The 25,282-nt window shown below is 51.3% G+C and carries 21 protein-coding genes; all 21 read right to left on the bottom strand.

What is annotated here, in order from left to right; all coding sequences use genetic code 11:
• Nucleotides 1-134: 134 nt before the first annotated feature.
• On the bottom strand, nucleotides 135-761 hold the full coding sequence (gene upp / locus TCARDRAFT_RS00785; protein ID WP_007288100.1) for a uracil phosphoribosyltransferase: 627 nt from the start codon (nucleotides 759-761) through the stop codon (nucleotides 135-137).
• Between the two features lie 28 nt (nucleotides 762-789).
• Nucleotides 790-1,635 carry a MurR/RpiR family transcriptional regulator gene (locus tag TCARDRAFT_RS00780; protein WP_007288099.1) on the bottom strand — a complete coding sequence of 282 codons (846 nt, stop codon included), beginning with the start codon at nucleotides 1,633-1,635 and terminating at the stop codon, nucleotides 790-792.
• 196 nt (nucleotides 1,636-1,831) lie between these two features.
• Nucleotides 1,832-3,169: a GntT/GntP/DsdX family permease gene (locus TCARDRAFT_RS00775; RefSeq protein WP_007288098.1), complete on the bottom strand. Its 1,338-nt coding sequence runs from the start codon at nucleotides 3,167-3,169 to the stop codon at nucleotides 1,832-1,834.
• A 108-nt stretch (nucleotides 3,170-3,277) separates the two neighbouring features.
• The gene (locus tag TCARDRAFT_RS00770; protein ID WP_408643034.1) at nucleotides 3,278-4,798 is read right to left on the bottom strand and encodes an FGGY-family carbohydrate kinase; all 1,521 of its coding nucleotides are present in this window, start codon (nucleotides 4,796-4,798) and stop codon (nucleotides 3,278-3,280) included.
• A 96-nt stretch (nucleotides 4,799-4,894) separates the two neighbouring features.
• Nucleotides 4,895-5,731, bottom strand: a complete 837-nt coding sequence (locus TCARDRAFT_RS00765) for a class II fructose-bisphosphate aldolase (protein ID WP_007288096.1) — start codon at nucleotides 5,729-5,731, stop codon at nucleotides 4,895-4,897.
• Nucleotides 5,728-6,825, bottom strand: coding sequence for a 2-hydroxyacid dehydrogenase (locus TCARDRAFT_RS00760; protein ID WP_007288095.1), 1,098 nt, complete (start codon nucleotides 6,823-6,825; stop codon nucleotides 5,728-5,730). The genes TCARDRAFT_RS00765 and TCARDRAFT_RS00760 overlap by 4 nt, the downstream gene beginning before the upstream one ends.
• Nucleotides 6,826-7,466: 641 nt before the next feature.
• On the bottom strand, nucleotides 7,467-8,810 hold the full coding sequence (locus TCARDRAFT_RS00755) for an MFS transporter (protein WP_007288094.1): 1,344 nt from the start codon (nucleotides 8,808-8,810) through the stop codon (nucleotides 7,467-7,469).
• Nucleotides 8,811-9,086: 276 nt separating this feature from the next.
• On the bottom strand, nucleotides 9,087-10,226 hold the full coding sequence (locus tag TCARDRAFT_RS00750; protein WP_007288093.1) for an acyl-CoA dehydrogenase: 1,140 nt from the start codon (nucleotides 10,224-10,226) through the stop codon (nucleotides 9,087-9,089).
• Between the two features lie 30 nt (nucleotides 10,227-10,256).
• Nucleotides 10,257-10,868, bottom strand: coding sequence for an indolepyruvate oxidoreductase subunit beta (locus tag TCARDRAFT_RS00745; protein WP_007288092.1), 612 nt, complete (start codon nucleotides 10,866-10,868; stop codon nucleotides 10,257-10,259).
• The gene (locus TCARDRAFT_RS00740; RefSeq protein ID WP_007288091.1) at nucleotides 10,865-12,679 is read right to left on the bottom strand and encodes a thiamine pyrophosphate-dependent enzyme; all 1,815 of its coding nucleotides are present in this window, start codon (nucleotides 12,677-12,679) and stop codon (nucleotides 10,865-10,867) included. The genes TCARDRAFT_RS00745 and TCARDRAFT_RS00740 overlap by 4 nt, the downstream gene beginning before the upstream one ends.
• Before the next feature lie 58 nt (nucleotides 12,680-12,737).
• A complete protein-coding gene (locus TCARDRAFT_RS00735; protein ID WP_007288090.1) occupies nucleotides 12,738-14,141 on the bottom strand; it encodes an FAD-binding oxidoreductase in 1,404 nt (467 codons plus the stop codon).
• 65 nt (nucleotides 14,142-14,206) lie between these two features.
• Nucleotides 14,207-15,925 (bottom strand): dihydroxy-acid dehydratase, encoded by a 1,719-nt coding sequence (gene ilvD, locus TCARDRAFT_RS00730; protein WP_007288089.1) that lies wholly within the window; start codon nucleotides 15,923-15,925, stop codon nucleotides 14,207-14,209.
• A 15-nt stretch (nucleotides 15,926-15,940) separates the two neighbouring features.
• Nucleotides 15,941-17,212, bottom strand: coding sequence for a nickel pincer cofactor-dependent isomerase, group 22 (locus TCARDRAFT_RS00725; protein ID WP_007288088.1), 1,272 nt, complete (start codon nucleotides 17,210-17,212; stop codon nucleotides 15,941-15,943).
• Between the two features lie 58 nt (nucleotides 17,213-17,270).
• Entirely contained in the window at nucleotides 17,271-18,032 is a 762-nt protein-coding gene (locus TCARDRAFT_RS00720) for an HpcH/HpaI aldolase family protein (protein ID WP_007288087.1), read from the bottom strand.
• Nucleotides 18,033-18,044: 12 nt separating this feature from the next.
• Nucleotides 18,045-19,208, bottom strand: a complete 1,164-nt coding sequence (locus TCARDRAFT_RS00715; RefSeq protein ID WP_007288086.1) for a UxaA family hydrolase — start codon at nucleotides 19,206-19,208, stop codon at nucleotides 18,045-18,047.
• 44 nt (nucleotides 19,209-19,252) lie between these two features.
• Nucleotides 19,253-19,549, bottom strand: a complete 297-nt coding sequence (locus TCARDRAFT_RS00710) for a UxaA family hydrolase (RefSeq protein WP_007288085.1) — start codon at nucleotides 19,547-19,549, stop codon at nucleotides 19,253-19,255.
• A 316-nt stretch (nucleotides 19,550-19,865) separates the two neighbouring features.
• Complete coding sequence (locus TCARDRAFT_RS00705) at nucleotides 19,866-20,636, bottom strand: IclR family transcriptional regulator (RefSeq protein WP_007288084.1); 771 nt, start codon at nucleotides 20,634-20,636, stop codon at nucleotides 19,866-19,868.
• A 305-nt stretch (nucleotides 20,637-20,941) separates the two neighbouring features.
• Nucleotides 20,942-21,937, bottom strand: coding sequence for a 2-dehydro-3-deoxygalactonokinase (locus TCARDRAFT_RS00700; RefSeq protein WP_007288083.1), 996 nt, complete (start codon nucleotides 21,935-21,937; stop codon nucleotides 20,942-20,944).
• Nucleotides 21,938-21,954: 17 nt separating this feature from the next.
• Nucleotides 21,955-23,445: a tripartite tricarboxylate transporter permease gene (locus tag TCARDRAFT_RS00695; protein ID WP_007288082.1), complete on the bottom strand. Its 1,491-nt coding sequence runs from the start codon at nucleotides 23,443-23,445 to the stop codon at nucleotides 21,955-21,957.
• Between the two features lie 9 nt (nucleotides 23,446-23,454).
• The gene (locus TCARDRAFT_RS00690; protein ID WP_007288081.1) at nucleotides 23,455-23,901 is read right to left on the bottom strand and encodes a tripartite tricarboxylate transporter TctB family protein; all 447 of its coding nucleotides are present in this window, start codon (nucleotides 23,899-23,901) and stop codon (nucleotides 23,455-23,457) included.
• Between the two features lie 78 nt (nucleotides 23,902-23,979).
• The gene (locus TCARDRAFT_RS00685; protein WP_007288080.1) at nucleotides 23,980-24,963 is read right to left on the bottom strand and encodes a Bug family tripartite tricarboxylate transporter substrate binding protein; all 984 of its coding nucleotides are present in this window, start codon (nucleotides 24,961-24,963) and stop codon (nucleotides 23,980-23,982) included.
• Between the last annotated feature and the right edge of the window lie 319 nt (nucleotides 24,964-25,282).

The following is a 25,282-nucleotide window of genomic DNA, read 5'->3' as shown; positions in this document are numbered from 1 at the left end:
ACTGTTGCATTTGCTATTGCAATTTAGATAGAAAAAATATGAGCGGAAACATTTAAGAAAAAAGTTGCCGCCACCCCAAAAATTCAGTAGGCAAAAGCGCCGATAGGCTTTTGCCTGCTGTTCGTTTTTTTATACTATTTTGTACCGAAAATACGATCTCCGGCATCACCAAGGCCCGGTACGATATAACCATGATCATTCAAATAATCATCGACTGCTGCCGTAAAAATTTTCACGTCAGGATGCTTCTGATTGATCAACAAGACACCTTCCGGCGCAGCCACCAGACAGATCAATTTAATGTCTTTGGCACCATGCCGCTTTAACAAATCGATAGCCGCTACTAGGGACTCCCCAGTAGCCAGCATAGGATCCACGATAATAAGCTCGCGCTCAGCAGTATCGCTTGGCAATTTACAATAATATTCAATAGGTGTTAGTGTATCAGGGTCGCGATATAAGCCTATATGGCCTACCTTTGCCGCTGGAATAAGTTTCAAAAGTCCGTTAACCATACCCAAGCCTGCTCTCAATACTGGTATAAAACCAATCTTCTTACCTGTCAACATCTTGCAAAAACATTTTGCTACCGGAGTTTCAATCTCAACATCCTGCAACGGCAAATTGCGTGTTAATTCATACCCCATCAATAACGCAATTTCATCTAACAATTCGCGGAATTCTTTAGTGCCAGTATTTTTGTCCCGTAAAAGCGTTAATTTATGCTGGACTAAAGGATGCTCAATAATTTGTACCTTCATTTTCAACATCTCCTATTGTTTAAAACAATTATACCTTCTTTTTGGCGACTGCAAGCCGAGCCCGATTAACACTTTCGACTGCAGACTGTCCTAATTTTAAAACTAGTGTCACATAAAGAATATCAACAATCACCAACTGTAATATGCGCGAAACCATTGCATCAGAGCGGTATTTGGTTTCATTAGAAGAGCTAAGTAAACTGTATTGAGCTCTCTTGGCCAAAGATGAATGAGCATAACTCGTAAGTGCTATTATATTAGCCTTGTTATCTTTAGCTAAATCTACCGCGTCTAAAATATCCCTACTTTCTCCCGAATGACTAACTGCGAAAACTACTGAATTACAAGTAGTATTGTTGCAAGCGATACTCATATAATGAGTGTCACTGAGATAAGCAGCCTTTAAACCCAACCTTATGAACTTATGAAAAGCATCCATGGCGATAGCAGACGAAGCCCCAACACCAAAAAATAGTATTTGATCCGCGTTTATCATTAATTCGCAAACGCGTTCAATAGTTTCTGTGCTAATCAAGTTATTGAGATCCTGAATTGAATTCACTGTCGAAGTAATTACTTTTTGCCTAATCTGTTCTAAAGAGTCATTAGCCTGTATTTCTTCGTAGATCGCCTGCGCAGGTTGGTTGGACGCATCTTGGGCTATTCTAACCCGAAAAACCTGGTAAGAGTCAAAACCCAATTTACGCAAAAATCTTAAAATGGTAGTCTCACTGGTGTTACACCTTTCGGCAAAATCGCTTATCGAAAGCAACATCACTTCCTCAGAATTTTTTAGCACAAAATCAGCAATTTGTTTTTGTGTTGGAGATAAAGTATGATATTTTGTGCGTATATGGGAAAAAAGGTTGTTCAAAAAAATCCTCCTCAATCCGAACTCTAGGTAAAATTTTTTGTTCAACGACATAATAACTACTTTCGTTATACTAGTCAACTATTCAATGATGAACTACAAAATTTTTAAAAATTGCCCTAAATTATGAAAAGAGCGGTAAACCCGCTCTTTTCACATGTCTTGAGTTAGATCCTTATTACAATTCCGGTATCACCAATCAGACTATATTAGCCAATGCGAGCGTCGCTACAAGCGCAACTACCGCGGCAATACAGGTTGCTGAGGTATATGCTTTTAACGTATCGGTAACCGACAGACCAAAAAACTCTTTAACGATCCAGAACCCTGAATCATTTACATGGGAGAAACTGATAGCACCAGCGCCAATGGCCACTGCAATAAGAGCTGGATCAAGTCCGGGATAAGCTTTGAGCACCGGCATTACAATACCGACAGCTGTCATCATGGCAACCGTGGCCGATCCTACCGAAAACCGCATTACCACTGCCACAAGCCAGGCCAAAATTATGGGATTCATAGACAGCCCGGTAAGCACTTTGGCCAATTCGTTTCCTAAGCCGCTGTCGATAAGCACTTTGTTGAAAGCGCCGCCGCCACCGATAACCAGCAATATTCCTGCGACAGGGCCAAAACACTGGTCGGTAAAGGATAGTATCTGTTTCATACTAAACCCACGTGCCAGCCCTAAAGTATAATAAGCGAACAAAGCAGAGATGAGTAGTGCGGTGACTGGGTTGCCGATGAAGTTTACAGCGGACATATAGGGCGCGTTTTTCGGAGCGTTAAGCTCAATAATTGTTTTCGAAACCATGATTAATAATGGTAGCAGGACTGTAAAAAGGGTAATACCGAAAGAAGGCATTTCATTATCTGACACCCGTTCTCTCTTTTGAAGATGGTCTGGCAACTTAAACTCAAATTTATTACCAACCAGATTAGCCCATAGTGGCCCAGCGATGATAGCCGCCGGGAACCCCACGATAATGCCGTACATAATTATCCGACCAACATCGGCTTTTAACGATCCGGCAATAGCCATGGCCGCGGGATGCGGCGGCAAGATACAGTGAACCGTTATCAATGAAACGGCCATAGGAATACCGATGGCAACCATCGATAGCCCTGTCTCGACGGCAACACTGAACACCAGAGGAATCAATAATACAAAACCGACTTGAAAAAACACTGGTATACCGGCGATAAAACCAACGATCATCATGGCCCATCCAGCTCTTTGCTTGCCCAGAACATTAATAAGGGTACGTGCCAGCCGCTCCGCCCCGCGCGAGACCTCGAGCATCTTCCCGAGAATGGTACCAAGTCCCAAAATAGTTGCTAAAAAACCCAGTGTACTCCCCATACCCGCCTCAATGGATGCACCGATTTTGGCCAACGGCATACCAGTGGCAAAACCTACGAACATACAAGCCACGATTAAAGTTACGAATGCGTGCAGACGGACTTTCATGATCAAAAATATAATTAACCCAATAGCCGCAAATAGCACCAGCATAAGTGCTGCAGTAGTACCCATTACCCTCTCTCCTTTTCTTGAATTTTTTAAAATAAAAAAATTGAACGCGGCTTTACTAACACAGTAATGATCTAATATTGGGGCGCATCATTTCTGGGTTATTCGATATTAAACGGAATTACGGAATAACTCGTAGATCTTGTGCTGATTAAGAGCTTGATACAATTCGTCCTTGCGTTTAAATAGCCTTTGATATTTTTCCACGTTGATAGCATCGGGCATAAAAATAATCGGTTCAGCGGGGCTTACCGCACGAAAAGCTTCGGTATAATCTCGGTAAACACCCAGAGTGATTAATGCACTCATTAGTGCCCCCAGGGAAGATGCCTCGTTATTGTCGTAACGGATAACCGTTTTATTGAAAGCATCGGCCTGAATTTGATTAAAAAGATTAAATGCCACCAATCCCCCGGCCACGCTTATAACCGATATATTTTTTACCAGATTCTCGATCAACGAAATATTGTGGGCAATCTCTAGGGCTATTCCTTCAAGTATGGCCCGTACCAAATCGCCACGGCGAGTTCCCAGCGACAGGTTGAAGAATAACCCTTTGGCCAGCGGATTCCAATATGGAGCGGCACTACCTTCAAAATGAGACAGCATCATCACACCGTTTGCTCCTACCGGAGATTCCGCCGCTTCCTCGTTCATCAACGCATAAACATCCTCACCAGCTGGATAAAACTGTTCTTTGAACCATCGGTGAATCGACCCGGTATTAAAGATCCCCGCTTCCACAATCCACTTGCCGGGAATGGCAGCTGCGCTGCAAAGAGTCCGGCACTGGTCATCGAACTGGGGTGCTTCGGAATAGGCAATAACGAACGACCCAGTTCCGGTATTTGCCTCAGCATACCCCGGCTGCAGAATATTTAGCGCCAGCGCCGCACACTGCTGATCTCCGCCGCCGATGATTACCGGTATCCCCGAGGGTAGTCCAGTAGCACTGGCGATACCACTATCTAGGAATCCGACTCGCGATCCAGGCGGGCAAAGATCAGGCAGCTTTGACGCCGAAATGCCGCTTATTTTCAGCATATCCTCGTCCCAGGCGAAAGTGTTGATATTCATCAACATGGTCCGGCAAGCTTGAGTCCAGTCGGTAATATACAAGCCGGTCAGCAGGTAAACGACATAGTCCTGAACACCTAGCAATTTGTTGGCCTTAACGTAAATCTCCGGGCTTTCATCCTTGAGCCACATCATCTTCGGAGCCGAAAAATAAGGATTTGCCCTTAATCCTGTACGGTGGTAGATTTCCGTGAGACTCAATTGATCGAGCAGTTGCTCGCATTGAGCTATACTTCTCTTGTCTTGCCACATGATCGCATTGTGCAGCGGCAATCCATTGGCGTCAACAGGTATAACCGACGCTCGCTGCGAAGTGACTGCAATGGCTTCCAAACGAATGTTTTTCTCTATAATATATTGGCCTGATTGTTTAAGTGTAAACAACAGCGCCTCTTTCCAGGTAAGCGGGTTCTGCTCAACATAGTTATTACTGCCATATTCAGAATGGTACTCTTTCGACGCACGGTACAACATATTGCCGGTACTATTGTAAAGCATAGCCTTTAGGCTTGAAGTGCCAACATCAATAATCAATATGTATTCCAATGCTCTCACCCCGTTTCTTAATGGTATTTTTAAGACTATTGTGAAAATTTTCCTTAATCCAAATCCTGAGGATTTGGATTGTCCCAATCACATGTATCGTTAATTTTAGGTCGAACGAAACATTGTCGCATACTTTATTACGACTTCTTTTATAAATCCGACTTCTCGTAGGGACACTTGCGATAAATGATAATTTTTACCTTCAGCAAGCAGTTTCCTTACATTCTCAATCGTGTGTACGGATATCTCGGTATTCACGTTAATTTTGGCGATACCGTTCTGAATGCATTCACGCACAATCGCTTCTGGAGTCCCTGATCCTCCATGCAATACAAGTGGGATATCTACCAAGCTAGCAATGTTTTTTAACACACCAATATCAATCTTAGGAGTTCCCTTATACATCCCATGGACTGTTCCAATTGAAACAGCCAAAGCGTCGATTCCAGTAGCGGACACAAACTTCTGGGCCTGCCTGGGATCAGTGTATATTTCTTCTGCTGCTTCTTCATTGGTAAATTCACCGCTTGCCAAAGCTCCCAGTTCAGCTTCAACGCTTACCCCAGCTGCATGGGCAATAGCAACAATCTGCGCCGTCTTCTGCATGTTTTCTTCGAAAGGCAAAGCAGATCCATCATACATTACTGACGTAAAACCGGCACGGATGGCTCTGACGATATTTTGAAAAGACTTACAATGATCAAGGTGCAAGACTATGGGAACGTCCGCTTTTTTAGCCATAGTGCCGACTAAGGCTACAACTTCCTCCATTTCCATGTTCGGCAGATAATTTTCGCCAAAAGCTACAATAGTCGGGACTTTCATTTCCCGGGCGGCTTCAATTACCCCCCGGATTGTCTCGTAATTATAGACATTAAATGAACCAATGGCATATCGGTTACGGCGCGCTTCTTGAAGTATTGAGGAAAAATTCACCATCATTGTTGAACACCCGCCAGCCAGTTTTTAAATTCCGGCATTTCCAACACTTCCCGGTTAATAATAAATCGCGGCTTTTGTCCACTAAGAAATTTAGAGATGTCTTCCATAAGAATTTCCGGAGAACGTGTGAGAGCTTCTTTGGTTGTGCCCGCGATATGGGTAGTCAACGTTACATTATCAAGTTTTAAAAACTCACTATCAGGCTTAAGCGGCTCGAAGTTAAACACATCCAGACCTGCTCCTGCAATTCTCTTTTCTCGCAAGGCCGCAAGTAATGCGTTTTCGTCTACCAACCCAGCGCGCGCAGTATTGATCAGATAGGCTGTTGGCTTCATTAGAGAAATTTCTTTTTCACCGACCAGGTTTTTGGTGCTCTCACTCAGACGAGCATGAAGACTAATAAAGTCACTTTCCTTGAATAAAGTCTCCTTATCGACCGGTATGCACCCCGCTCCCCTAATGGTTTCTTCATCCACAAAAGGATCATACACTAAACGGGTAACACCAAATCCCGAAAGTTTTTGTGCAACCAGCCTACCAATATACCCAAAGCCAACAAGACCTACTTTTTTGCCCTTGAGTTCAGGAACCCAATCGGAATTCGAGAATTCTTTACGCCAACCCCCGTTTTTAATAGAATAATGGGCTCTCGCGATATTACGGCATTCCGCAAGCATCAAACCGACCGTAAAATCAGATACTGCTTCAGCATTACGGCCTTCAATGTTGAATACCAAAATCCCCCTCTTGGTTGCCTCTTTCACGTTTACATTTTCCAAGCCAGCGCGGGACACGCCGACAATACGCAGTTTAGGCATAGCATCAAAGACCTTGGAGGAAATGGGGACAAATAGGCCTGCCAATAATTCGGCATCCTTTCCTTCAGACTGAATCAGAGCATCTACCTCTTCAATCTCGGGTCCCTTTTTTTCAACCTCAAGGCGCCTGTTCTGAAGTTTTTGCCAATCAGTCTCCCAATCTCCTACTTTCACTTCCCCGATGAAATTGCTTAAATACTTCTCTGCGGCCTGTTTGAACTCGCTACCTAAAATCATAGCGTCACCAATAACTAAAATTTTCAGTTTTCTTGACATGATTAACCACTCCTTATTGTCGTTAATTTGCTACTTATAAAGGTTTATGGTAGTAAATTTTCTACCATAAACCTTTTTCGCCGTCGTTTAAAATAATCCTCCCAGAAATTATATTTTTTAAAGAATAGAAATTTACTAAAATTCAACTTATTTACCCATATTTCGCATGTCCACGTCAAATGAACAGTATTTTGTAGAGAGGACATAAATTCGAGCCAAAATCAGTATTTTTTATTCGATGTATGAATAAATTTAGTCCACTAAAATCTTTTTGATATCAATTAGTCAAGAAATTATCCACTCCAAAAGAATTTATGTCCTTATCCAGAAGAGTGCGAAATATGGGTTATTTACTTAGTTTAGTTGCCAAAATATGCACGGATAACTGACAAAATCGAACAATTGACTGCTCATAGCTGCTAAACAAAGATTTGGTAAGTTTTAAATTAAAAATCCGCTCTCGTTGCTACATGAATAAAATTCAAGATAGCAATTTAAGCGGACATAAGAATATCATATTTTTTTGACAAAAACTCAGGCGACTGTTTTTCTTCCATCGCAAATTTAGACAATAAAATTTATTGCAAGCAATATTGGGTCAGCCAAATTTTATATATTTTAATGAGGTTTTTGCAATGTGTTCACGAATTAAAATGAGATACTTGCTGTCCTTGAGAAATAGCAGAAAATCCTTTAATATTCTTCCCCATACCCAGCGGAATTGAAATCAAGAAAAGTATCGCTCCAATGAAAGATGCGGTGCCTAGCGCATAAAGCCCGGCAGAAGGATTATGGAAAGTTTGTTCTGCCCATACGCGTAAGTTCGGAGCAATAAAGCCACCCAGATTGCCCACGGAATTGATGAGGGCAATGGCGCTGGCAGCTCCCACGCCTGTGAGGAAACGAGAAGGCATCGTCCAGAAGATGGGCTGAGCGGAAAAGTACCCCGCCGATGCCACACAAAGACCAACAATTGCCAAAAGAGGCATATTTACAGCCGAAATCATAACCCCAAAGCCGGCGCAGATCATCAGGAAGGCAGCAAGAATACCACGTTTACCGGACCGGTCGGAGTATGAGGGAATGGTGGCGTTGGCAAGCAAAGCGCATACCCAGGGGATGGCACTGACTACCCCGACCAGAAAACCAACCTTCCTCCCGAGTAGCCCGGCGACCTGGGTGGGTAGATAGAATGTGACGCCATATACACTGACCTGAATCATGAAATAAATAGCGCAAAGAAACAGCACTTTTGGGTTACCGAGAACTTTCAGCGGACCAACGTGCGCTTCGGTCTTGACGGCATTTTCGGCAGCCAATTCGGCAAGCAGAGCCTGTTTTTCATCTTCCGGAATCCAAGCGGCATCTTGCGGTTTGTCTGTTAGGTACCAGAATGCCCATACACCAACAATCGACGCCAACAAGCCTTCGACTACGAACATCCATTGCCAACCGTGTATGCCGAGTACTCCATCCATATCCATAAGCAAACCGGAAAGAGGCGAGCCAAAAATAAAGCACAAAGGTGCACCGAAATAAAACAGGCCCATGATTGAGCTGCGCCGGCGCTCAGTGAACCAGAAGGTAAGGTAATAGATGATACCAGGGAAAAAACCTGCTTCGGCTATTCCTAACAAAACGCGCAGACTCAAAAAGATGGTTTCTGTTTTCGCCCACGCAAAACCGGCAGCCACAATCCCCCAGGTAAACATTATTCGGGCTAGCCAGCGTCTTGCCCCAACGTGGTGCATGATGATGTTGCTAGGCACCTCAAAAATAGCGTAGCCCAAGAAAAAAATACCGGCTCCCATGGCAAAAGCTGCATCACTTAAACCCGTATCGAGTTGCAGAGCATTTTTAGCAAAACCAATATTTGCACGATCCAAAAATGCAAGCACATACATGAGCAGGATAAATGGTACAATTTTTCTTTGGGCTTTATCCATTGCTCGATTAGCGAGCTCCTGATTTAAAACAGGTTCCATACTCTAACACGCTCCTTGATTTTTGGGGTTTGCTGTTTTAGGTTATGTCTGCTCACAACCGGGTACTTTTCTGTGAAGAGGCCAAACCTCTCATCCTCCCTTCCTCAGGCCGGGTCTACTCTAAGCACCTCTTGTCCTACGAAATCCCCCCCTGCTTATTAAAAGGCCAGCCCGGCTTATTCGCCGGCCTATTCTAAATATTATGAATTTTGCGGTTGGAAGGCGGCCGTACCTTTGCCGGCAACCGGCCGCTGCTCCCCCCGCCTTACCCTGCCACTACCGCAACAGCGCGCTGGAGATCACCATCCGCTGCACTTGATTAGTGCCTTCGTAGATCTGGGTTATCTTGGCGTTGCGCATCAACCGTTCGACCGGATACTCCCGGGTATAACCATAGCCGCCGAAGATCTGTACGGCATCAGTGGTAACCCGCATGGCCACATCTGAAGCGTACATCTTGGCCATCGATGCTTCCTTGGAGAACGGCCGTCCCTGATCTTTGGCATAGGCGGCGCGGTAAGTCAGCAGCCTGGCCGCGTCGATCTCGGTAGCCATATCGGCTAACATAAAGGCGATCGCCTGGTTGCTGGCAATCGGTTTGCCGAACTGCACCCGTTCCTTGGCATACTTAACGGCATGGTCGAGAGCGGCCTGGGCAATGCCGAGGGCTTGGGCGGCAATACCGATCCGGCCGCCGTCAAGGGTGCTCATAGCGATTTTGAACCCTTCCCCTTCCTTGCCGAGCAGATTTTCCTTGGGTACCTTGACGTCCTGGAAGATAAGTTCCATGGTCTGGGAAGCGCGGATGCCCATCTTGTGCTCTTTTTTGCCAAAGGTAAAGCCAGGCATGCCCTTTTCCAGGATAAAGGCGCTGATCCCTTTGACGCCCTTGGTTTTGTCGGTCATGGCGAAGACAACATAAATTTCTGCTTCGCCGCCGTTAGTGATGAAGATTTTACTGCCGTTCAGCACATAATGGTCGCCGTCCAAAACTGCCGTTGTTTGCTGGCTGGCGGCATCGGTGCCGGCATTAGGCTCGGTCAAACCAAACGCGCCCAATTTTTTGCCTTTTATCAGGGGAACGAGATATTTCTGTTTCTGTTCTTCCGTACCGTAGGCAAAGATGGGCCACTGGCAGAGGGAAACAGATGTGGCAAGGGTTACCCCGACGCTGTCGTCGGCGCGGGACAGTTCTTCGACTGCCAGAATATAGCTTAGGTAGTCGCCGCCGGCGCCGCCGTACTGTTCAGGGAAACAGATGCCGGTCAGGCCGAGTTCGCCCATGGCGTCATACAGCGCCCGCGAAAACTCTTCCTTCTCGTCCCGCTCGGCCGCTCCGGGCGCGACTTGCTGTTCGGCAAACTCGCGCACCATTTTCTGAATCATTTTTTGTTCTTCAGTCAATTCAAAGCGCATATGGTTTCTCCTCCCCCTGAATAACATCGGTCAAATTTTCTGTTCTTGCTGCATGGCTTGGATGATATCACGGCCGCGGTTGAAGGCCGCGATATCCGCTTCGTGATATTTCGGATCCACCTTTGACAGAAGCTTATTAAGGACGGCCTCGGCCGGTAGCACGTCGGAAATGGCGGTAAAGGCGCCGAGCATGACGACATTGGTCAAAAGAACATTGCCCAGGTCCTTGGCCGCCTGCGTGGCATTGAGCAGATACCCGTCAAGGCCTTTGGCAGCCACTTCGGCCAGTATTTCGTCGATCGAAGGATAAACATCCACCTTCATGTTAGCCAGAATGGTCGGTACCGCCGCCGTATTGATGATGTATTTGCCGTTTTTGTTGAGAAGATTGATATAGCGCAGCGCTTCCAGCGGCTCGAAGCCCAGCAGCACATCGGCCTGGCCCAGGGGCACGACCGGCGAAAAGATTTCGCGATCGGCAAAACGCACATGGGAGAGAACCGACCCGCCGCGCTGGGCGGCGCCTTTGGTCTCGGTGTTTACGACATTGTAACCGGCGTCCATGGCACACTGGGCAATGACTTGGGAAGCGAGAATATTGCCCTGGCCGCCAACTCCGGCGATGACTAAATCAAATTTCATTTCAGTGCCCCCCTCTTGCACACATAAGTACATACGCCGCAGCCGTTGCAGGCGCTCGCTTCGATAACCGCTTTTCCGTCAACGATGGTGATGGCCGGGCAGCCGAACGTCCGTACGCAGAGGCTGCAGCCGTTGCAGATGTCGGTATCGACTTTTACCTGCCTGGGCGTAAAGGATATTTGCCCTTCCCGCCCGAACTTGAGGTAGCACAGCGCCTCAGCGACAACAACTTTGACGCCCTTCTCCGCCGTAGCTTCGGTAATGACTTTTATCGTCTCGTCCACGTTATAAGGATTGCACCGGAAGACCTTGGCGCCCATCGCTGCGGCTACTACCCCCGGGTCCATGGGGCTGATCCGGTCATGGATGTTGGTGGGACTGCCGGGATGAGGCTGGAAACCAGTCATGGCGGTCGTCGAGTTATAGGCAATAACAACGGTGATGTCGGCCCGGTTGTAAATGGCACTGGCCAAGCCGGTCAGGCCATTGTGGAAGAAAGTCGAGTCGCCGATCAAGGCGTATACCGGTTTGGCAAACCCGGCGGCCTTTATGCCGTAAGCCATCGGGATGGACGACCCCATGCAGTAAATGGTGGCCTGAAGGTTCATGGGCTCAAAGGTGCCGGCGTCATGGCAGCCGATATCGCCGGTAACGATGCCGCCGTTTTGTCGTACTACCTCTTTCAGGGCAATAAGCAACCCGCGGTGACTGCAGCCCGAGCACTGGGTGCGGGTCCGGGCTGGGATATATTTGCCCTGCGCCGGCGCCGGATAAGGCTTGCCGGCCATGGCGCTTTCAATGGCGGCAAGGACGACGCTAGTAGTTAGTTCGCCTTCTTTCGGCAAATAAGTCTCGCGCCCGAGCACCTCGACCATTACCCTGTTTTCAAAGCAAAGCTGTTTAATGAGCCTTTCAACCACCGGCTCGATTTCTTCAAACACGACAACCCGTTTGCGTCCCTTGACAAAACTGAGAACTTTCCTTTCCGGTAGCGGTAAGGTCGAGAGTTTTAGGATCGGCAACTTTTGCCCGTAAATTTGTTCGGCCTCTTTCAAAAAGGCGTAGCCAATGCCGCAACCGATGAAACCCACGTCGCCGTCGGCCTCTTCTACCCGGTTAAACGGCAATTCTTCCATGAGCGCCTTAAGTTCGGCCTGTTTGCTATTTAGCCAACGGTGCCGCATCTTGGGCCTGAGCTCGCCGCCCGACTCCTTCTCTACCACTGCGGACATGACAAACCGCTTGCGGTCGATGATAAACTCGCTCTTGCGGCCTTCAGGGATAACATCGGTATACTCGACCATGCCGCCGGCGTGATTGATCCGCATGACCGGCCGCAGGGCAAAAACCAGCTCGGTCTTTTCCGACAGTTCGAACGCGGCTTTGGTCATGTCGTAGGCTTCTTGGACGCTGGACGGGTCAAATACCGGCAAGTGGGCGTAGTTATGAATCAGGATGCGGGTGTCCTCCTCACACTGGGACGACAAACCGCCCGGGTCGTCAGATGAAACCAGCACCAACCCGGCCCTGACGCCGGTAAAATTTATGTGCATAAGATAATCAGCCGCCGCGTTGGTGCCGTTGTGTTTCATCACGGCCATTGCCCGTTGGTTGGTAAGACAAGCGCCGCCGGCCACCTCAAAGGCGTGTTTTTCGTTCGCCGACCACTCGGCGTAAACGTGCGGGAACTCAGCGCAATGCTCAACAATCTCCGTTGCCGGCGTTCCCGGGTAGCCGGCCACCACCTTGACCCCCGCCTCTACGGCCGCCCGCGCTATCGCTTCGTTGCCCAGCATGAATTTTTTGTTCATCTTCTTGCCTCCCATCGCAAAGTTTGCGGTGAAGTATTATCTTTTGTGTCTGCTGTGCCTAATCTACTTCAAACACCGTTCCTGGATTTAAAATGAGATTGGGATCCAGCGCTTTTTTGATGGCCTGCATCATTTTTAGCTGGACCGGGTCGGTGAACCGATGCATCCATTTTACCCGTTTGGACCCAATGCCGTGTTCGCCCGACATTTTCCCACCGATGCTGTACACGAAAGCAAACAGGTCTTGGAGGATTTCGTCAATTTTGGTCGGCCACTCTTCAGCCGGAATATCACCCTGCATGATCGTCAGGTGAAGATTGCCGTCGCCGGCGTGAGCGACCACCCGCCCTATTGCATCATGTTCTTTACAGATCCTGGTTATTTCGCGCATGGCGTACGCCAGATGTTTAACTGGCACCACGATGTCTTCCGGGCTATGAATGTAGCTTTCTTCGCGGTTCGCCTCGCCAAAGGCCCGGCGCGCAGCCCAGATGGTCTTGGAGTCGGGAACAAGCGTGGCAATTGCTCCGCCCGCGGTACAGATTTCGTCGATGCGGGCGGCCTTATCTTCCAGTTCCTCCTCGGTGCTTGTTTCGACGGTAATAATGAGATAGTTACCATCCTCCTGATGCGGCAGGCCCACTTTGAGATAGCGGGCGCAGACATTGACGGCTTCGTTGTCCATGTACTCCAGCGAGGTCGGGTCGATACCGGCCTTCAGAAGCTTGAACACCGTATCAATCGCCGTTTCGGTATCCGGAAAGATAGCGAGAAAATCCATTTTGCAGGGGGGCAGCGGAATTAATTTCAGCGTTGCCTTGGTGATAACCCCCAGTGTTCCTTCCGAACCCATAATCAGCTGTTCCAGACAATAGCCGGAAGTGCTTTTGTTCAGCAGCCCGCCTAATTCGGTTATTTCCCCGGTGGGCGTCACGATTTCGACCGCATAGACTTGGTTGCGGGTGGTGCCGTATTTCACGGCTTTGTTGCCCCCGGCATTGGTCGCGATATTGCCGCCGATGAAGCAGTTATCGCCGCTGGACGGATCGCCGGCATATAAGAGGCCGACCGCGGCGGCGGCTTGCTGGACATCTTTTGTCCTGACGCCAGGCTCAACCACCATGTACATGTGCTCGGCATTGACTTCAATAATTTTATTCATCTTTTCCAGGGACAAGACGATTCCGCCGTACATCGGCGCCGCGCCGGCCGCCAGGCCGGTACCGGCGCCCCGCGGGGTAACGGGAATGAGCTCCCGGTTGGCCAGGCGGATAATTTCCGCCACCTGGTCCCTGGTTTCGGGAAAGACCACCACTTCCGGCATATGGTGGTAGCGGGCGTCGGTTACCTCGTCTTGGCTGTAGGTTATAAGTTTATCGGGATCGGTAATGACGTTTTTTTCGCCGACGATGGCCTTTAACTCTGCGATATGGTTTGACCCGACCCGATTATATTTCCTCATCTTGCTTTCCTCCGCACTTCCCTTAATTTATGCGCTCCATAATACGCAAAGTATGTTGCCATAAATCACTTCGTGTAGGCGCCGGCCATCAAGGATGCGGCCTTTTCCGTAAATTGCTTAAAGATCCCTTTCCGGGACGGACGCGCGGGAGGTTGCCAGGCAGCCTTACGGGCGGCCAGGATTGCGGCTATTTCCGCCGGCGACTTTCGTTCCCCGGCGACGCCGACGATGTTGAGCTGTCGCCCCGGGATATCGATTTCGATAAGATCATTATCTTCCACCAGCGCCAACGGGCCACCCTCCGCGGCCTCCGGGGAAACATGGCCAACGCACGGCCCCCGCGTCGCCCCGGAGAAGCGGCCGTCGGTTACCAAGGCGACAGTGCCGTTCAAAGTTTCATCAAACACGATGGCATCGGTGGTCATAAACATCTCCGGCGCGCCCGAGCCGCGAGGGCCTTCATAGCGGATGACGACGACGTCACCGGGCTTGATTTTTCCGGCAATGATCGCCTGCTGCGCCGCTTCCTCGCTGTCAAACACGGCCGCCGGCCCGGTGTGGCGGTGCATCGACGGAACAACGGCCGAATATTTGATCACCGAACCGTCGGGAGCGATATTGCCCTTCAAAATCGCGATCGAACCGTACTGTTTGGCTTTGCTTACCGGCCTGATAACATCGTCAGGGGAAAGGCCAAACGTTTTTAGGTGCTGGTGACACCGGTCAAAGAAGCCGTCCTGCCAGAGTTGCTCCAGGTTTTCGCCGAGCGTCTTGCCGGTTACGGTCATGACATCCAGGTTAAGGTAATCCTTGATATACCACTGTACCAACGGAATACCCCCGGCGAACCAAAACAGCTCGGTCACATACTGGCCGCTGGGCTGCACGTTGGCCAAATAAGGTATTTCCCGGCTCGCCTGGTCAAACATTTCAGACTCAATGGTTATCCCCAACTCATGGGCGATGGCGGGCAGATGAATCAGGGCGTTGGTACTGCCGCCGATGGCCGCATGCACTTTAATGGCGTTGACAAAAGCGTCCTTGGTCAGTATCTTGGCCGCGGTGATTCCCTGCTCAGCCAGCCGGACAACCTGGCGGCCCGCTAGTCGTGCAATGCGGCGAATTTCGGTAAACGTCGCCGGCAGCAAAGCGTTTCCCGGCAGGGTCATACCCAGCGCTTCCGCCATGCACTGCATGGTGCTGGCCGTTCCCATGAACTGACAGGCGCCGCACGATGGGCAGCCTGTGAGTTTGTAGTTGCGGACCTCAGCGTCTGCTATTTGGCCCTTTTTGGCTTTGGCCGATATCGGCCCGGCCAGGCCGGAAGTGGTTATCCCCGGGCCGCTGCGCATCGAGCCGCCGGGAATATGAATAGTGGGAATATCTACTCGGGCGGCGGCCATCAGATGCGCCGGTATCGACTTATCGCAGCTGGAGATAAGGACCATCCCGTCCCAGGGTATTACCGAGGCGTGCAGTTCCACCATGTCGGCGATTACCTCGCGCGACGCCAATATGTAGTTCATGCCGTCATGGCCCTGGCCCCAGCCATCACAAATATCAGTGACATGATGCCGGGCCGGTTTCCCGCCGTTCTCGTAAATACCGATCGCCGCCTCTTCACTGAGCACGTCGAGGTGAAAACTGCCGGGGTGGCTTTCGCCAAAGACATCATCCACTAAAATATGCGGCTTTTCGGTATCCTCTTCCGACCAATTCATCCCTAGTCTTAACGCGTCCACCTGCGCCCACAGCTTTCTGGCGTCTTGACACTTTTGTCGCATAAAATCCCCTCCTGTTTAGTCCAGCAAATTTCCCTGCGCATCGAACTGCATCGCCATTGGCTCACTGCCAATCTCGACGTTCGGATTGGCCCGCGCCTCGGCCAGTAGCGCTTCAGATATATAAATCTCACCCAGGTGAAGCGTGTCCTTGATCCTTACCAGCCGGACCGCGGCGAGATCACGGGCATAGCTTGTTTTGATTGCGGCGAGGATTGCCTCTTTGTCTGAAGCCAGCACCATGGGGATGCGTATGGGCTCGCAGATCGTGGAAGTTAAAGCATTGGCATAGGTATACTCCCAGTCGATTTTATCCACCAGCTTACGGGTGGTAAAATCGGCGGCGCCAATACCGTTGGCGTTGCCATGGGTTTTTTCCGTCAGATCGAGCACTACCAGCTTGTTGATCACCGGCCCGCCGCTAGCGTAAGGCGTAGGATAGCGGCCGGTAATGTTGGGATCCATGCCGTCACCGGAAATTTCCTTGCCGATCCGATCGACAATCAAGACATCGATCGGATCAAACATAATCCGCGGCATGTGCGCCTTTGCTTCTTTTAGCAGTTGCTGGTCGGTCGCGATAATTTCTTCCGCCGGCACGGCCGCGATCTTGGCCACACAGTCGTAGGCGTTTTCAACGGTGGCCACCCCGAACAGGATGCGGGTGCGCGCCAGCTTGATTTTGGCCATTTCCACCACATGTTCGGCCATATGCTTAAAGCCATAGGCATGGCAGGCGTCCGCCCCTTTTTGCTTACCGAGCCCAATCGTGATCATCTTCACCAGACCGCTCTCGCACGGCCCATGGAAGGCGGTATGCGGCTTGATCCGGTTAATTACGACGATCCCGTCGGCCTCATAAGCGTTCTTGTCGATCAGTACCGGCAGGCCATTGGCCAACCGCCCTACTTCTACCACATCCATCGCTGATACAATCGGACAACCGATGCTGTCTTCCGTGATGCCGAGATTAGCCAGAACCTGCCGCTGACCTTCGGCCGTCGCCCCGCCGTGGCTGCCCATGGCCGGCACAATGAAGGGCTCGCCGCCCCTGCGCTTGATTTCTTCAACCGTTACCCGCGTAATGGTCTGGATCTCGGCTATTCCTCTGCTGCCAACGGCTACGGCAATTCGCATGCCGGGCCTGATGCGGTCGCCCACCCCCGGCTTGGCCAATTCTTGCCGCAAGGTTTGCGGCAAATCGACCACTTGCGCGGCGGAAAATTTTTGATACACCTTGACTAACCGCGGCAACGGCACATTTTTTAATAATTCCTGAATAATCCCCACAACCATTCCTCCTTAGGGAAGCCCTAAGTTCCGGTAACTTTTCCGGCTTTAACAGCGCCTAACCGTTTTTAAAAGCCATGACTTTTTCTCGAAACACCTCATAGAGCAAGCCGACGTCAGCCGCAAAGGAAATATATTGCACGCCCCAGTTCTTCCACTTGACCGCGCTGGCCACATCGTCGACGAAAAAGCCGATTGCCACCCCGGCCTGGCGCGCCAGTTCCATGTTTTTTTGCATTTCGGCCACCAGCTGCGGATGGTCCACCTGCCCGGGAATACCGAGCGAAGCGGAAAGGTCATACGGCCCGATAAATAAGACGTCGATCCCCGGCACGGTAAGGATATCCGGCAGGTTCGCAATCCCTTCCTTGCCTTCCACCTGGATAATAACTGCGGTCTCCTGGTTGGCGTTGGTGAAATAACTAAACTTGTCAGCTGCCGAATAGCGGGCCGCCCGCACATACCGGTTGCAGCCCCGCGCTCCCTCCGGGGCGAATTTGGCGGCTCTAACGGCGGCCATTGCTTCGGCTTTGGTACTCACCTGTGGCACCTGCACGCCTTCCGCCCCGATATCCAGCGCTTTGGCAATAAGCTCGGGCTGGTTACCGTAAACCCTGATCACCGGGCTGACCCCGGCCAGTTTCGCCGCCCGCACCATATCCACCGCCCGATCGGACGAGATTTCGCCATGTTCGGTGTCAATGATGGCAAAATCGAACCCCGCATTACCGGCAATCTCCAGCACAGCCGGGTGGCAGAGGTTTACGAACGGTCCAAACAGCCGCTCGCCGGTTTTGAGTCGTTCTTTCAGTAGCGCCATACTGCTCCTCCTTCACATTGTCGGGCCGATGCGCCAAATGCCGAAATCATTGTGACCCAGAATTTCCGCCTTGGTCAGCTTCCCAGACGCGACCTCAAGCATTTCGGCGAATATGCGCCGGCCGACTTGTTCCACCGTTTCTTCGCCGGTTATAACCGTCCCGGCATTAATATCCATATTGTCTTTCATCCGTTCGTACATCGGGGTGTTGGTGGCGACCTTTATGGTCGGAGCGATCGGTGAGCCGGTCGGCGTGCCGCGGCCGGTCGTAAATACGCAGAGGTGGCAGCCACCGGCGACCATTCCCGTCAGCTGCTCGATGTCATTGCCCGGCGTATTCATAAAGATAAGCCCTTTTTTCGTAATTTTTTCGGCCCAACCGATTACGTCTTGCAGCGGCCGCGTGCCTGCCTTATAGACACACCCCAACGACTTTTCTTCAATGGAGGAAAGGCCGCCCTCGATATTGCCGGGCGTCGGGTTGCCGCCCCGCATGTCAACGCCCATGGCCTTGGCTGAGTCTTCGTAAGCCCTGATCGTCTCGTAACAACGGCGGGCGACATCTTCGTTGACCGCCCGCGCGGCAATGATGTGCTCCGCCCCGATGAGTTCCGGCGTTTCCGCCAAAATCGACGTGCCGCCGGCATCCACCAGCATATCGCTGGCAACACCCAAGGCCGGATTGGCTGACAGGCCTGAGCAAGCATCCGAACCGCCGCATTCCGTGCCGAGAATGAGTTCCCGGACAGGAATTGGCTGGCGCTTAAGACTAGATGCAGCCAAAACCATGTTATGCGCGGCTGCCGCCCCGGCCTGGATGGCCTTAAATGATCCACCCTCTTCCTGAATGATTACCAGGTGCACAGGCTTATAGGGACATTGTTTTTTTATTTCCGCCGCCACATCCTGGGCCCGCACAACCTCGCAGCCCAGACCGACGACCACGACGCCGTAAACATTGGGATGAACCCCGTGCCCGATCAGGGCCCGTGCCGTCTGCGCCGCGTCCGGTGCGAGCTGGGAACAGCCGTGCTGGTGCTCAAACCAAGTCGTTCCTTTGACACTTAGGGAAATAGCCCTTGCTACTTGGTTGGCACATACCACGGTAGGCATAATCAGAACATGATTGCGAATACCTACCGCGCCGTCGGGACGAAGAAAACCCATAAAATTCATTTGATCACCCCATTATTAGATTACGTTTCGGCATTGGCGAAAGGTCAGCCCGTTAAATCGCCGCGGCCGCGACAGCCAGCCATATTGTGGACGTGGGTATGCTGCCCCATCTTTATTGCCTGAGTGGCAACACCGATTGGTTCGCCATACTTGATTACTTTTTCATCTCGGGTAATATCCCTGATGGCAAACTTGTGACCGAAGGGTATCTTTTCCGTTACCAGCACCACTATTTTCTGCCCATCAATCACCAAGTCTACTTTCGTACCCGGAGCAATTTCCTCGACGGCCGTAGCGACATTATCTTTGGCCTTCATGACGATGGCCCGCATTTTTCCCATGGCGATACCTCCTTTGCTCTTTTTTTTTCGGGAGCCGAGTTTGCCCTTGGCGGTCGTTGAGCACGGCGGCCGCCATTATTACATATATATGAACTAAGTTCATAAATTAGAGCAATTAAATGTGCTCGCAAGTGCCGCTGCCGTCCTGACCAGCCTGCAGGAAAAGGCAGCCTATTTCATTCATATATAAGAACTTAATTCATATATATGAATAAAAGAAAAACTCCATTCATTTCCAATTACGTGTTTCTACATCAATCGTTTTTTTCCTGCTTAATTTTTAATAATTTTTAATTTTTTTCTTTTTTTCAAACCACTATATTTTCCCCAGCCGCAGCGACACATTGAGGGCCGCCGCCCGCACCTTATCAATCAGCTCCTGCAAAAATTCGTCGGTAACGCGAATGGCGGGTACCGTCACACTCATCGCGGCCACAACTTTATTGGACTTGTCAAGGATGGGAGCGGCCACGCAGATACCGCCCGGAATAATTTCCTGGTTGTCAATCGCGTACCCCTGCTTGGCAATTTGTTTTAATTCAGATAACAGTTTTTCGTAAGAAACAATGGTATTTTCCGTATAGCGCTCAAGTTCAACATTATTAAAACGTGCTTTTAATTCGTCTTCGCTTAATGAAGATAACATCATTTTCCCGAGGGCCGTGGCATGGGCGGGAATTTTGAAACCTACCGTGGTTACGCTAATGTCCTTTCTACCCTGGCATTTGGCAATGTAGACGACAAACCGCCCCTCTAACAGGCCGGCCTGGGTAGTTTCCCCCAGTTCATCGCTCAAGCGCTTAATCCCCAGCCAGATTTCCCGGGACAAATTGGTGTTATTGATGCACGAGGCGCTAATCTTGATTAATTTCGCGCCTGGGTAATAAACCCGCGTATCCGGATCGAAGTGGATATAGTCGCGATTGGTCAATTCCTGCAGCAGATAAGATAGGGAACTTTTCGGTATGTCCAGGAATTCCTGGATGGTCGTAAACGTTGGCGGCTTGGAACTATTCACGATAAATTCGATAATATCAAGCGTGCGCGACGCCGATTTTACAATTGCTGGTTTAGAATTGCCTGCCATTCTTTTCGCCTCCCGTTTTCGTGTTTTTAACCGGCAGAACAAGTTTAGGCACCATTTAAGCATATAAAGGAGGCACTTCTTCGCCCCGTTCGTTGTTCGCCTTCGTCAACCGGCCTAAACATGATAAATCTGCCGCTTTTACTTAGATTATCAGTTATTTGTTGACTGGATGCAATCTTTTATTTTGCTGCAATCGTCCGCATCCACTGGCGGGATAACAGCCCAGCGCCCATGCCGGGCGCACACAAAAAGCGCTGGAGCTACCTGGCACCAGCGCTTTTTATGGTAAACCTCTATACTTTCCCTTACACTAATCCCCGGGCGCGGGCGACGGCGATAGCCCCGGCGCCGGCGGCGTTTTGCAGCACGGCGTCGTCCACCTCGCGCACCCGGCCCCGAAAGTGCGGATCATCGTCAAAGAGCAAAATCAGCGCTTGGCGGAGCTCTGATTTCCCCGCCACCCACACCGGTATTTCTGGGTTAAACTTGAGGGCCTGACTGCCCCGCAGGGCCATAAGGTCGGCAGCCAACACCGCGCCCAACAGGAAGTTGGCTTTGTCATTGCGGCTGCAGCCAGTAAACAGATGGAGGATGCGGGTCGTAAAACACAGCCGGCTCAGCCCCACGTCACGGGCGTACGCCGCCCCCTGGCGCAGCATGTCCGGGTTTATTGCGTCGGCGAACGCGCCGCCCAGCGCGTCCGCCAGCAAGGTATGATGGGTAATAACGTCCAGCAGCTCGCCGGCCAGGGTCGTTAGACAGCCGGTAATGCGGCCGGTTTCATCAATGCAGATATACTTGGAATGTGAGCCCGGCAGAGCGACAAGCGCCGGCCCGTTTAGGCCCATTTGGGTCATGATGCCGAAGGTCTCCACTTCCTCGCCGCGCATCATGTCCATACCTTCGCAGGTTTCCAAACTCACTTCGGCCACAGCATTTTTTACGCCCGGTACGAACCAGATAGGGCCGTCCAGCACTTCCGGAATTACGGCCGCCACCATCCCGCGTGCCACCTCAAACACTCCGGCCGGCGCTGGCACATGGGGCACTTCGCACAGGCCTACATTGGAGGTTATCATGCCTGACGCCAACACCAGCCCCACCTTTTTCCAGGAAATACCGGCCTCCGCTAACGCCGTTTCCAGGCAGGCGTGCACGCCCTGCTGCAATCGGGCGCGGCTGCCGGTGCGGACGGTGTCACGCACTCCTACGGCTGCGGCCGCCTGTCCGCAAACAACGCCTTCATGCCACACCTTTACTCTGGTATTAGTCGTCCCCGTGTCGATCGTTGCAATGTACATAACATCACATCAACTCCCTACTGCGCTATAGCCGCCGTCTTTTCCTTGCGGCGCTGGGCCACATAGGAACCGACGATCGAGATGGCAGCTAAAGCGAAAAAGACCAGGCAGATGGGGCGGGTGAAGAAAATGCTCGGATCGCCCTGGGACATAACCAGGCTCCGGCGAAATTCGCCTTCGGCCATGGGCCCGAGGATAAGGGCCAGGACGATGGGCGAGATAGGAAACTTAAGTTTCTGCATGAGGTAGCCGATAACGCCAAAAACCATCATGACCAGCACGTCAAACAGGCTGTTATTGATGGCATAGGAACCGACAACGCAGAGAATGAAGATAATTGGTGTCAGAATGGGCTTGGGCACAGTTACCACTTTGGCGATGTATTTAATGCCGAACAGGCCGAACAGCAGCATAAAAACATTGGCCAGCATAAGTCCCGCAAAGAGCGAATAGACCACATCGGCGTTATCTTTAAACAGCATCGGACCGGGCTTAAGCCCCTGCAGCATGAGCGCCCCGAGCATCACGGCCGCCACGGCGTCACCCGGCACGCCTAAAGTCAAGAGCGGCACCAGCGCGCCACCGGTCACGCCGTTGTTCGCCGATTCCGGCGCCGCCACTCCTTCCAGTACCCCGGTGCCGAACTTGTCGCTGTCTCTCGAGCTACGCTTGCACTCGCCGTAGGAAACGAAGGCGGCGATGTCGGCGCCGGCCCCGGGGATAATGCCGATGAAGGTGCCGATGGCCGAGCCTTTGAGAATGGTTTTGGCGCACTGCTTCAGTTCGGCCAGGGTGGGCAAATTGCCGGCAATTTTTACGTCGATGTTAAGATTCTTGATCATTGCCTCGGTGGTAGCCAGCGCCTCGGCCACCGCGAAAAGGCCGATAAGCACCGGAATAAAGGAAATGCCGCTCAGGAGATTAGCATTATCAAAGGTAAAGCGCGGGTAGCCGGTAATGGGGTCCATGCCGATGGTGGCCAGCAGCAGGCCGAAGAAACCGGCCGCCAAACCCTTGAGCACCTGGTCGCCCGAAATACTGGAGATAATACTGAGACCAAAAAGCGCTAGCGCAAAGTATTCGGGCGGGCCAAAAGACAAGGCTACCTTGGCAAGCTGAGGGGCGATGAACGTAAGGGCCAGGGCACTAAACATACCGCCGCAGAAGGAAGCGATGGTCGACATGCCGAGCGCCTTGCCGGCTTGACCTTTTTGGGCCAGCATGTAGCCTTCGATGACGGTAGCGGCCGCCGCCGGTGTCCCCGGCGTACGGAGGAGAATGGCGGAAATGGAGCCGCCGTAAATGGCGCCGCAGTAAATGCCGACAAGCAACACTAGTCCGGCCACGGCGTTCATACCAAAAGTGAGCGGAACCAGCAGCGCTACGCCCATGGTAGCCGTCAGGCCGGGCAGCGCGCCGATGATGATCCCGCCCAGCACCCCGGCGGCGATGATAAGAAGCATGGACGGCTGCAGAACAGTGGTAAACCCTAGAATTAAGTCTCCCATACAGTCCTCCTACCAGGCAAGCTCAGGCAGCGGCACATCCAGGAGCACCTGGAAGGAAAGATAAATAATAGCAGTTGCTGCCGCAGCCGCCAAAATTTTCGTCACGATTTTTCCCGGTTCCATCAGCAGCATGAGCGCCACCAGGCAAATGGGCGTCAGTAGCAGAAAACCCGCTATATTTAGGAGCAGGCAATAGGCGGTCGTAATGACAAGCGCCGCCAGTACCCGCTTAAACCCCGGCTCGGCCAGGTTAAATAGCGGCTCGTCGCTGTCCCGCCGCGCGGCAACAATAATTAAAATTGCCAGCACGGCAAGTACCAGAGCGACGGCACGGGGGAAAAAGGCGGGCGACGGTACATTGGGAATAATATTGGCCGGAAAAGCCGCTGACCAGTGCCAAACAAGCGCTGACAGGAGGATCAAGAATAGCGCCGCAACATAAGTTCCTGTTCGCATTATCTCACTCCAAAATATGGAAATAATTTCGTAAAATAAGGTCTGGGCCAAGCGCCGCCGCTTGGCCCAGCATGCACATTATTGCTTTTTGTTTAGGCCCAGTTTTTCGATGAGAGCCTTGAAGTTGTCGTTTTCCACTTTCAGGCTGGCTTTGTAGTCCTCACTGGACAGATAGCCGATGCCGAGGCCGGCCTTATCCATGTAGTCGGTAAAGGCCTTGCTGTCCATGGCCTTCTTGAAAGCGTCATGCAGCGTCTTCACGACCGGAGCGGGAGTGCCTTTCGGCACGGCCAGGCCGCGCCAAGTGCCGATGACAAGATCGATGCCCTGCTCTTTCAAGGTGGGAACGTCAGGAACCGCTTTGGCCCGCTTGTCGCTCATGACGCCCAGGACGCGCACTTGACCGGCGGCCACTTGGGCGGATACTTCGGCCGGACTGACGGTTACGGCCTCGACATTGCCGCCAAGCAGGGCGGTAACGGCCGGAGCAGCACCGTTAAAGGGAACATGGGTGAACTGAACGCCGGTCTTTTGCTCGAGCGACGCAGCCGCTAAATGCCAAATAGCGCCGGGACCGGAGTTGCCGACCCGTACTTTGCCGGGGTTGGCTTTGGCATAGTCGAGGAATTCCTTGAGTGTCTTCCAGGGAGCGTCGGCCCGCACCGTAACGGCCGCGGGGTCCATGTTAACGCGGAGAATGGGTTCAAAGTTCTGATAGTTGATGGGCGCCAGACCAAGGTGCGGCAAGGTAACGAGCTCAACGGTAATCATGGTGACGGTGTAGCCGTCGGGTTTAGCCTTTTCGCCTTCGCTCATGCCTACGGCGCCGCCGCCGCCGACTTTATTGACGACGACCACTGGCTGGCCAGGGATATCCTTGGCGCTGTTGGCCAAAGCGCGCGCGACCTGGTCGGTGCCGCCGCCGGCCGCATACGGAACAATAATTTCTATTTGTTTGGTGGGGAATTTGGGTGCGTCCGTTTTCTGCGCGCCGCCACAGCCGGCAAGGGTTACCGCCATAACAGCGGCCACAAGCAGCGCGATGATGGATTTGGCCTTCATCTTCTCCTCTCCTTCTCCTGAAAAGATTGCCTTACCACCCGGCAATCCGCACAAAGTCAGCCACCAAGTACGCTCCGACGCAGCGCCTTGGGTCAGAATGCGTTCGGTAAGGCATTTTCAGAAATCGTTTTCTTTTATTAATATTCGCTCATAGTTAATATTTTCCTTCTCTGCGAGACTATTTTTACCCTGCCTATGCTTTAGCTCCGGGATAAATAACCTGTGTGTCACGGAACGGTTATTGGAAAAATATTGTTTTCATCCGTTCTTCTGTGTCAAATAAGTCAATTTTCCAATAAGTCAAGCCTGGCCCCTTCAC

Origin of the sequence: Thermosinus carboxydivorans Nor1, from assembly GCF_000169155.1 — a bacterium.
Classification (GTDB): Bacteria; Bacillota; Negativicutes; order Sporomusales; family Thermosinaceae; genus Thermosinus; species Thermosinus carboxydivorans.
Note: the sequence above shows the minus strand (reverse complement) of the source record. Positions and strands in the feature narration are given on the sequence as shown.

Coding starts and splice junctions, on each gene's coding strand:
- upp (WP_007288100.1), bottom strand. CDS start 761: ATGAAGGTACAAATTATTGAGCATCCTTTAGTCCAGCATAAATTAACG.
- TCARDRAFT_RS00775 (WP_007288098.1), bottom strand. CDS start 3,169: ATGGGTACTACTGCAGCACTTATGCTGGTGCTATTTGCGGCTATTGGG.
- TCARDRAFT_RS00765 (WP_007288096.1), bottom strand. CDS start 5,731: ATGATGGTGAATTTTTCCTCAATACTTCAAGAAGCGCGCCGTAACCGA.
- TCARDRAFT_RS00760 (WP_007288095.1), bottom strand. CDS start 6,825: ATGTCAAGAAAACTGAAAATTTTAGTTATTGGTGACGCTATGATTTTA.
- TCARDRAFT_RS00755 (WP_007288094.1), bottom strand. CDS start 8,810: ATGGAACCTGTTTTAAATCAGGAGCTCGCTAATCGAGCAATGGATAAA.
- TCARDRAFT_RS00750 (WP_007288093.1), bottom strand. CDS start 10,226: ATGCGCTTTGAATTGACTGAAGAACAAAAAATGATTCAGAAAATGGTG.
- TCARDRAFT_RS00745 (WP_007288092.1), bottom strand. CDS start 10,868: ATGAAATTTGATTTAGTCATCGCCGGAGTTGGCGGCCAGGGCAATATT.
- TCARDRAFT_RS00740 (WP_007288091.1), bottom strand. CDS start 12,679: ATGAACAAAAAATTCATGCTGGGCAACGAAGCGATAGCGCGGGCGGCC.
- TCARDRAFT_RS00735 (WP_007288090.1), bottom strand. CDS start 14,141: ATGAGGAAATATAATCGGGTCGGGTCAAACCATATCGCAGAGTTAAAG.
- ilvD (WP_007288089.1), bottom strand. CDS start 15,925: ATGCGACAAAAGTGTCAAGACGCCAGAAAGCTGTGGGCGCAGGTGGAC.
- TCARDRAFT_RS00720 (WP_007288087.1), bottom strand. CDS start 18,032: ATGGCGCTACTGAAAGAACGACTCAAAACCGGCGAGCGGCTGTTTGGA.
- TCARDRAFT_RS00715 (WP_007288086.1), bottom strand. CDS start 19,208: ATGAATTTTATGGGTTTTCTTCGTCCCGACGGCGCGGTAGGTATTCGC.
- TCARDRAFT_RS00710 (WP_007288085.1), bottom strand. CDS start 19,549: ATGGGAAAAATGCGGGCCATCGTCATGAAGGCCAAAGATAATGTCGCT.
- TCARDRAFT_RS00705 (WP_007288084.1), bottom strand. CDS start 20,636: ATGGCAGGCAATTCTAAACCAGCAATTGTAAAATCGGCGTCGCGCACG.
- TCARDRAFT_RS00700 (WP_007288083.1), bottom strand. CDS start 21,937: ATGTACATTGCAACGATCGACACGGGGACGACTAATACCAGAGTAAAG.
- TCARDRAFT_RS00695 (WP_007288082.1), bottom strand. CDS start 23,445: ATGGGAGACTTAATTCTAGGGTTTACCACTGTTCTGCAGCCGTCCATG.
- TCARDRAFT_RS00690 (WP_007288081.1), bottom strand. CDS start 23,901: ATGCGAACAGGAACTTATGTTGCGGCGCTATTCTTGATCCTCCTGTCA.
- TCARDRAFT_RS00685 (WP_007288080.1), bottom strand. CDS start 24,963: ATGAAGGCCAAATCCATCATCGCGCTGCTTGTGGCCGCTGTTATGGCG.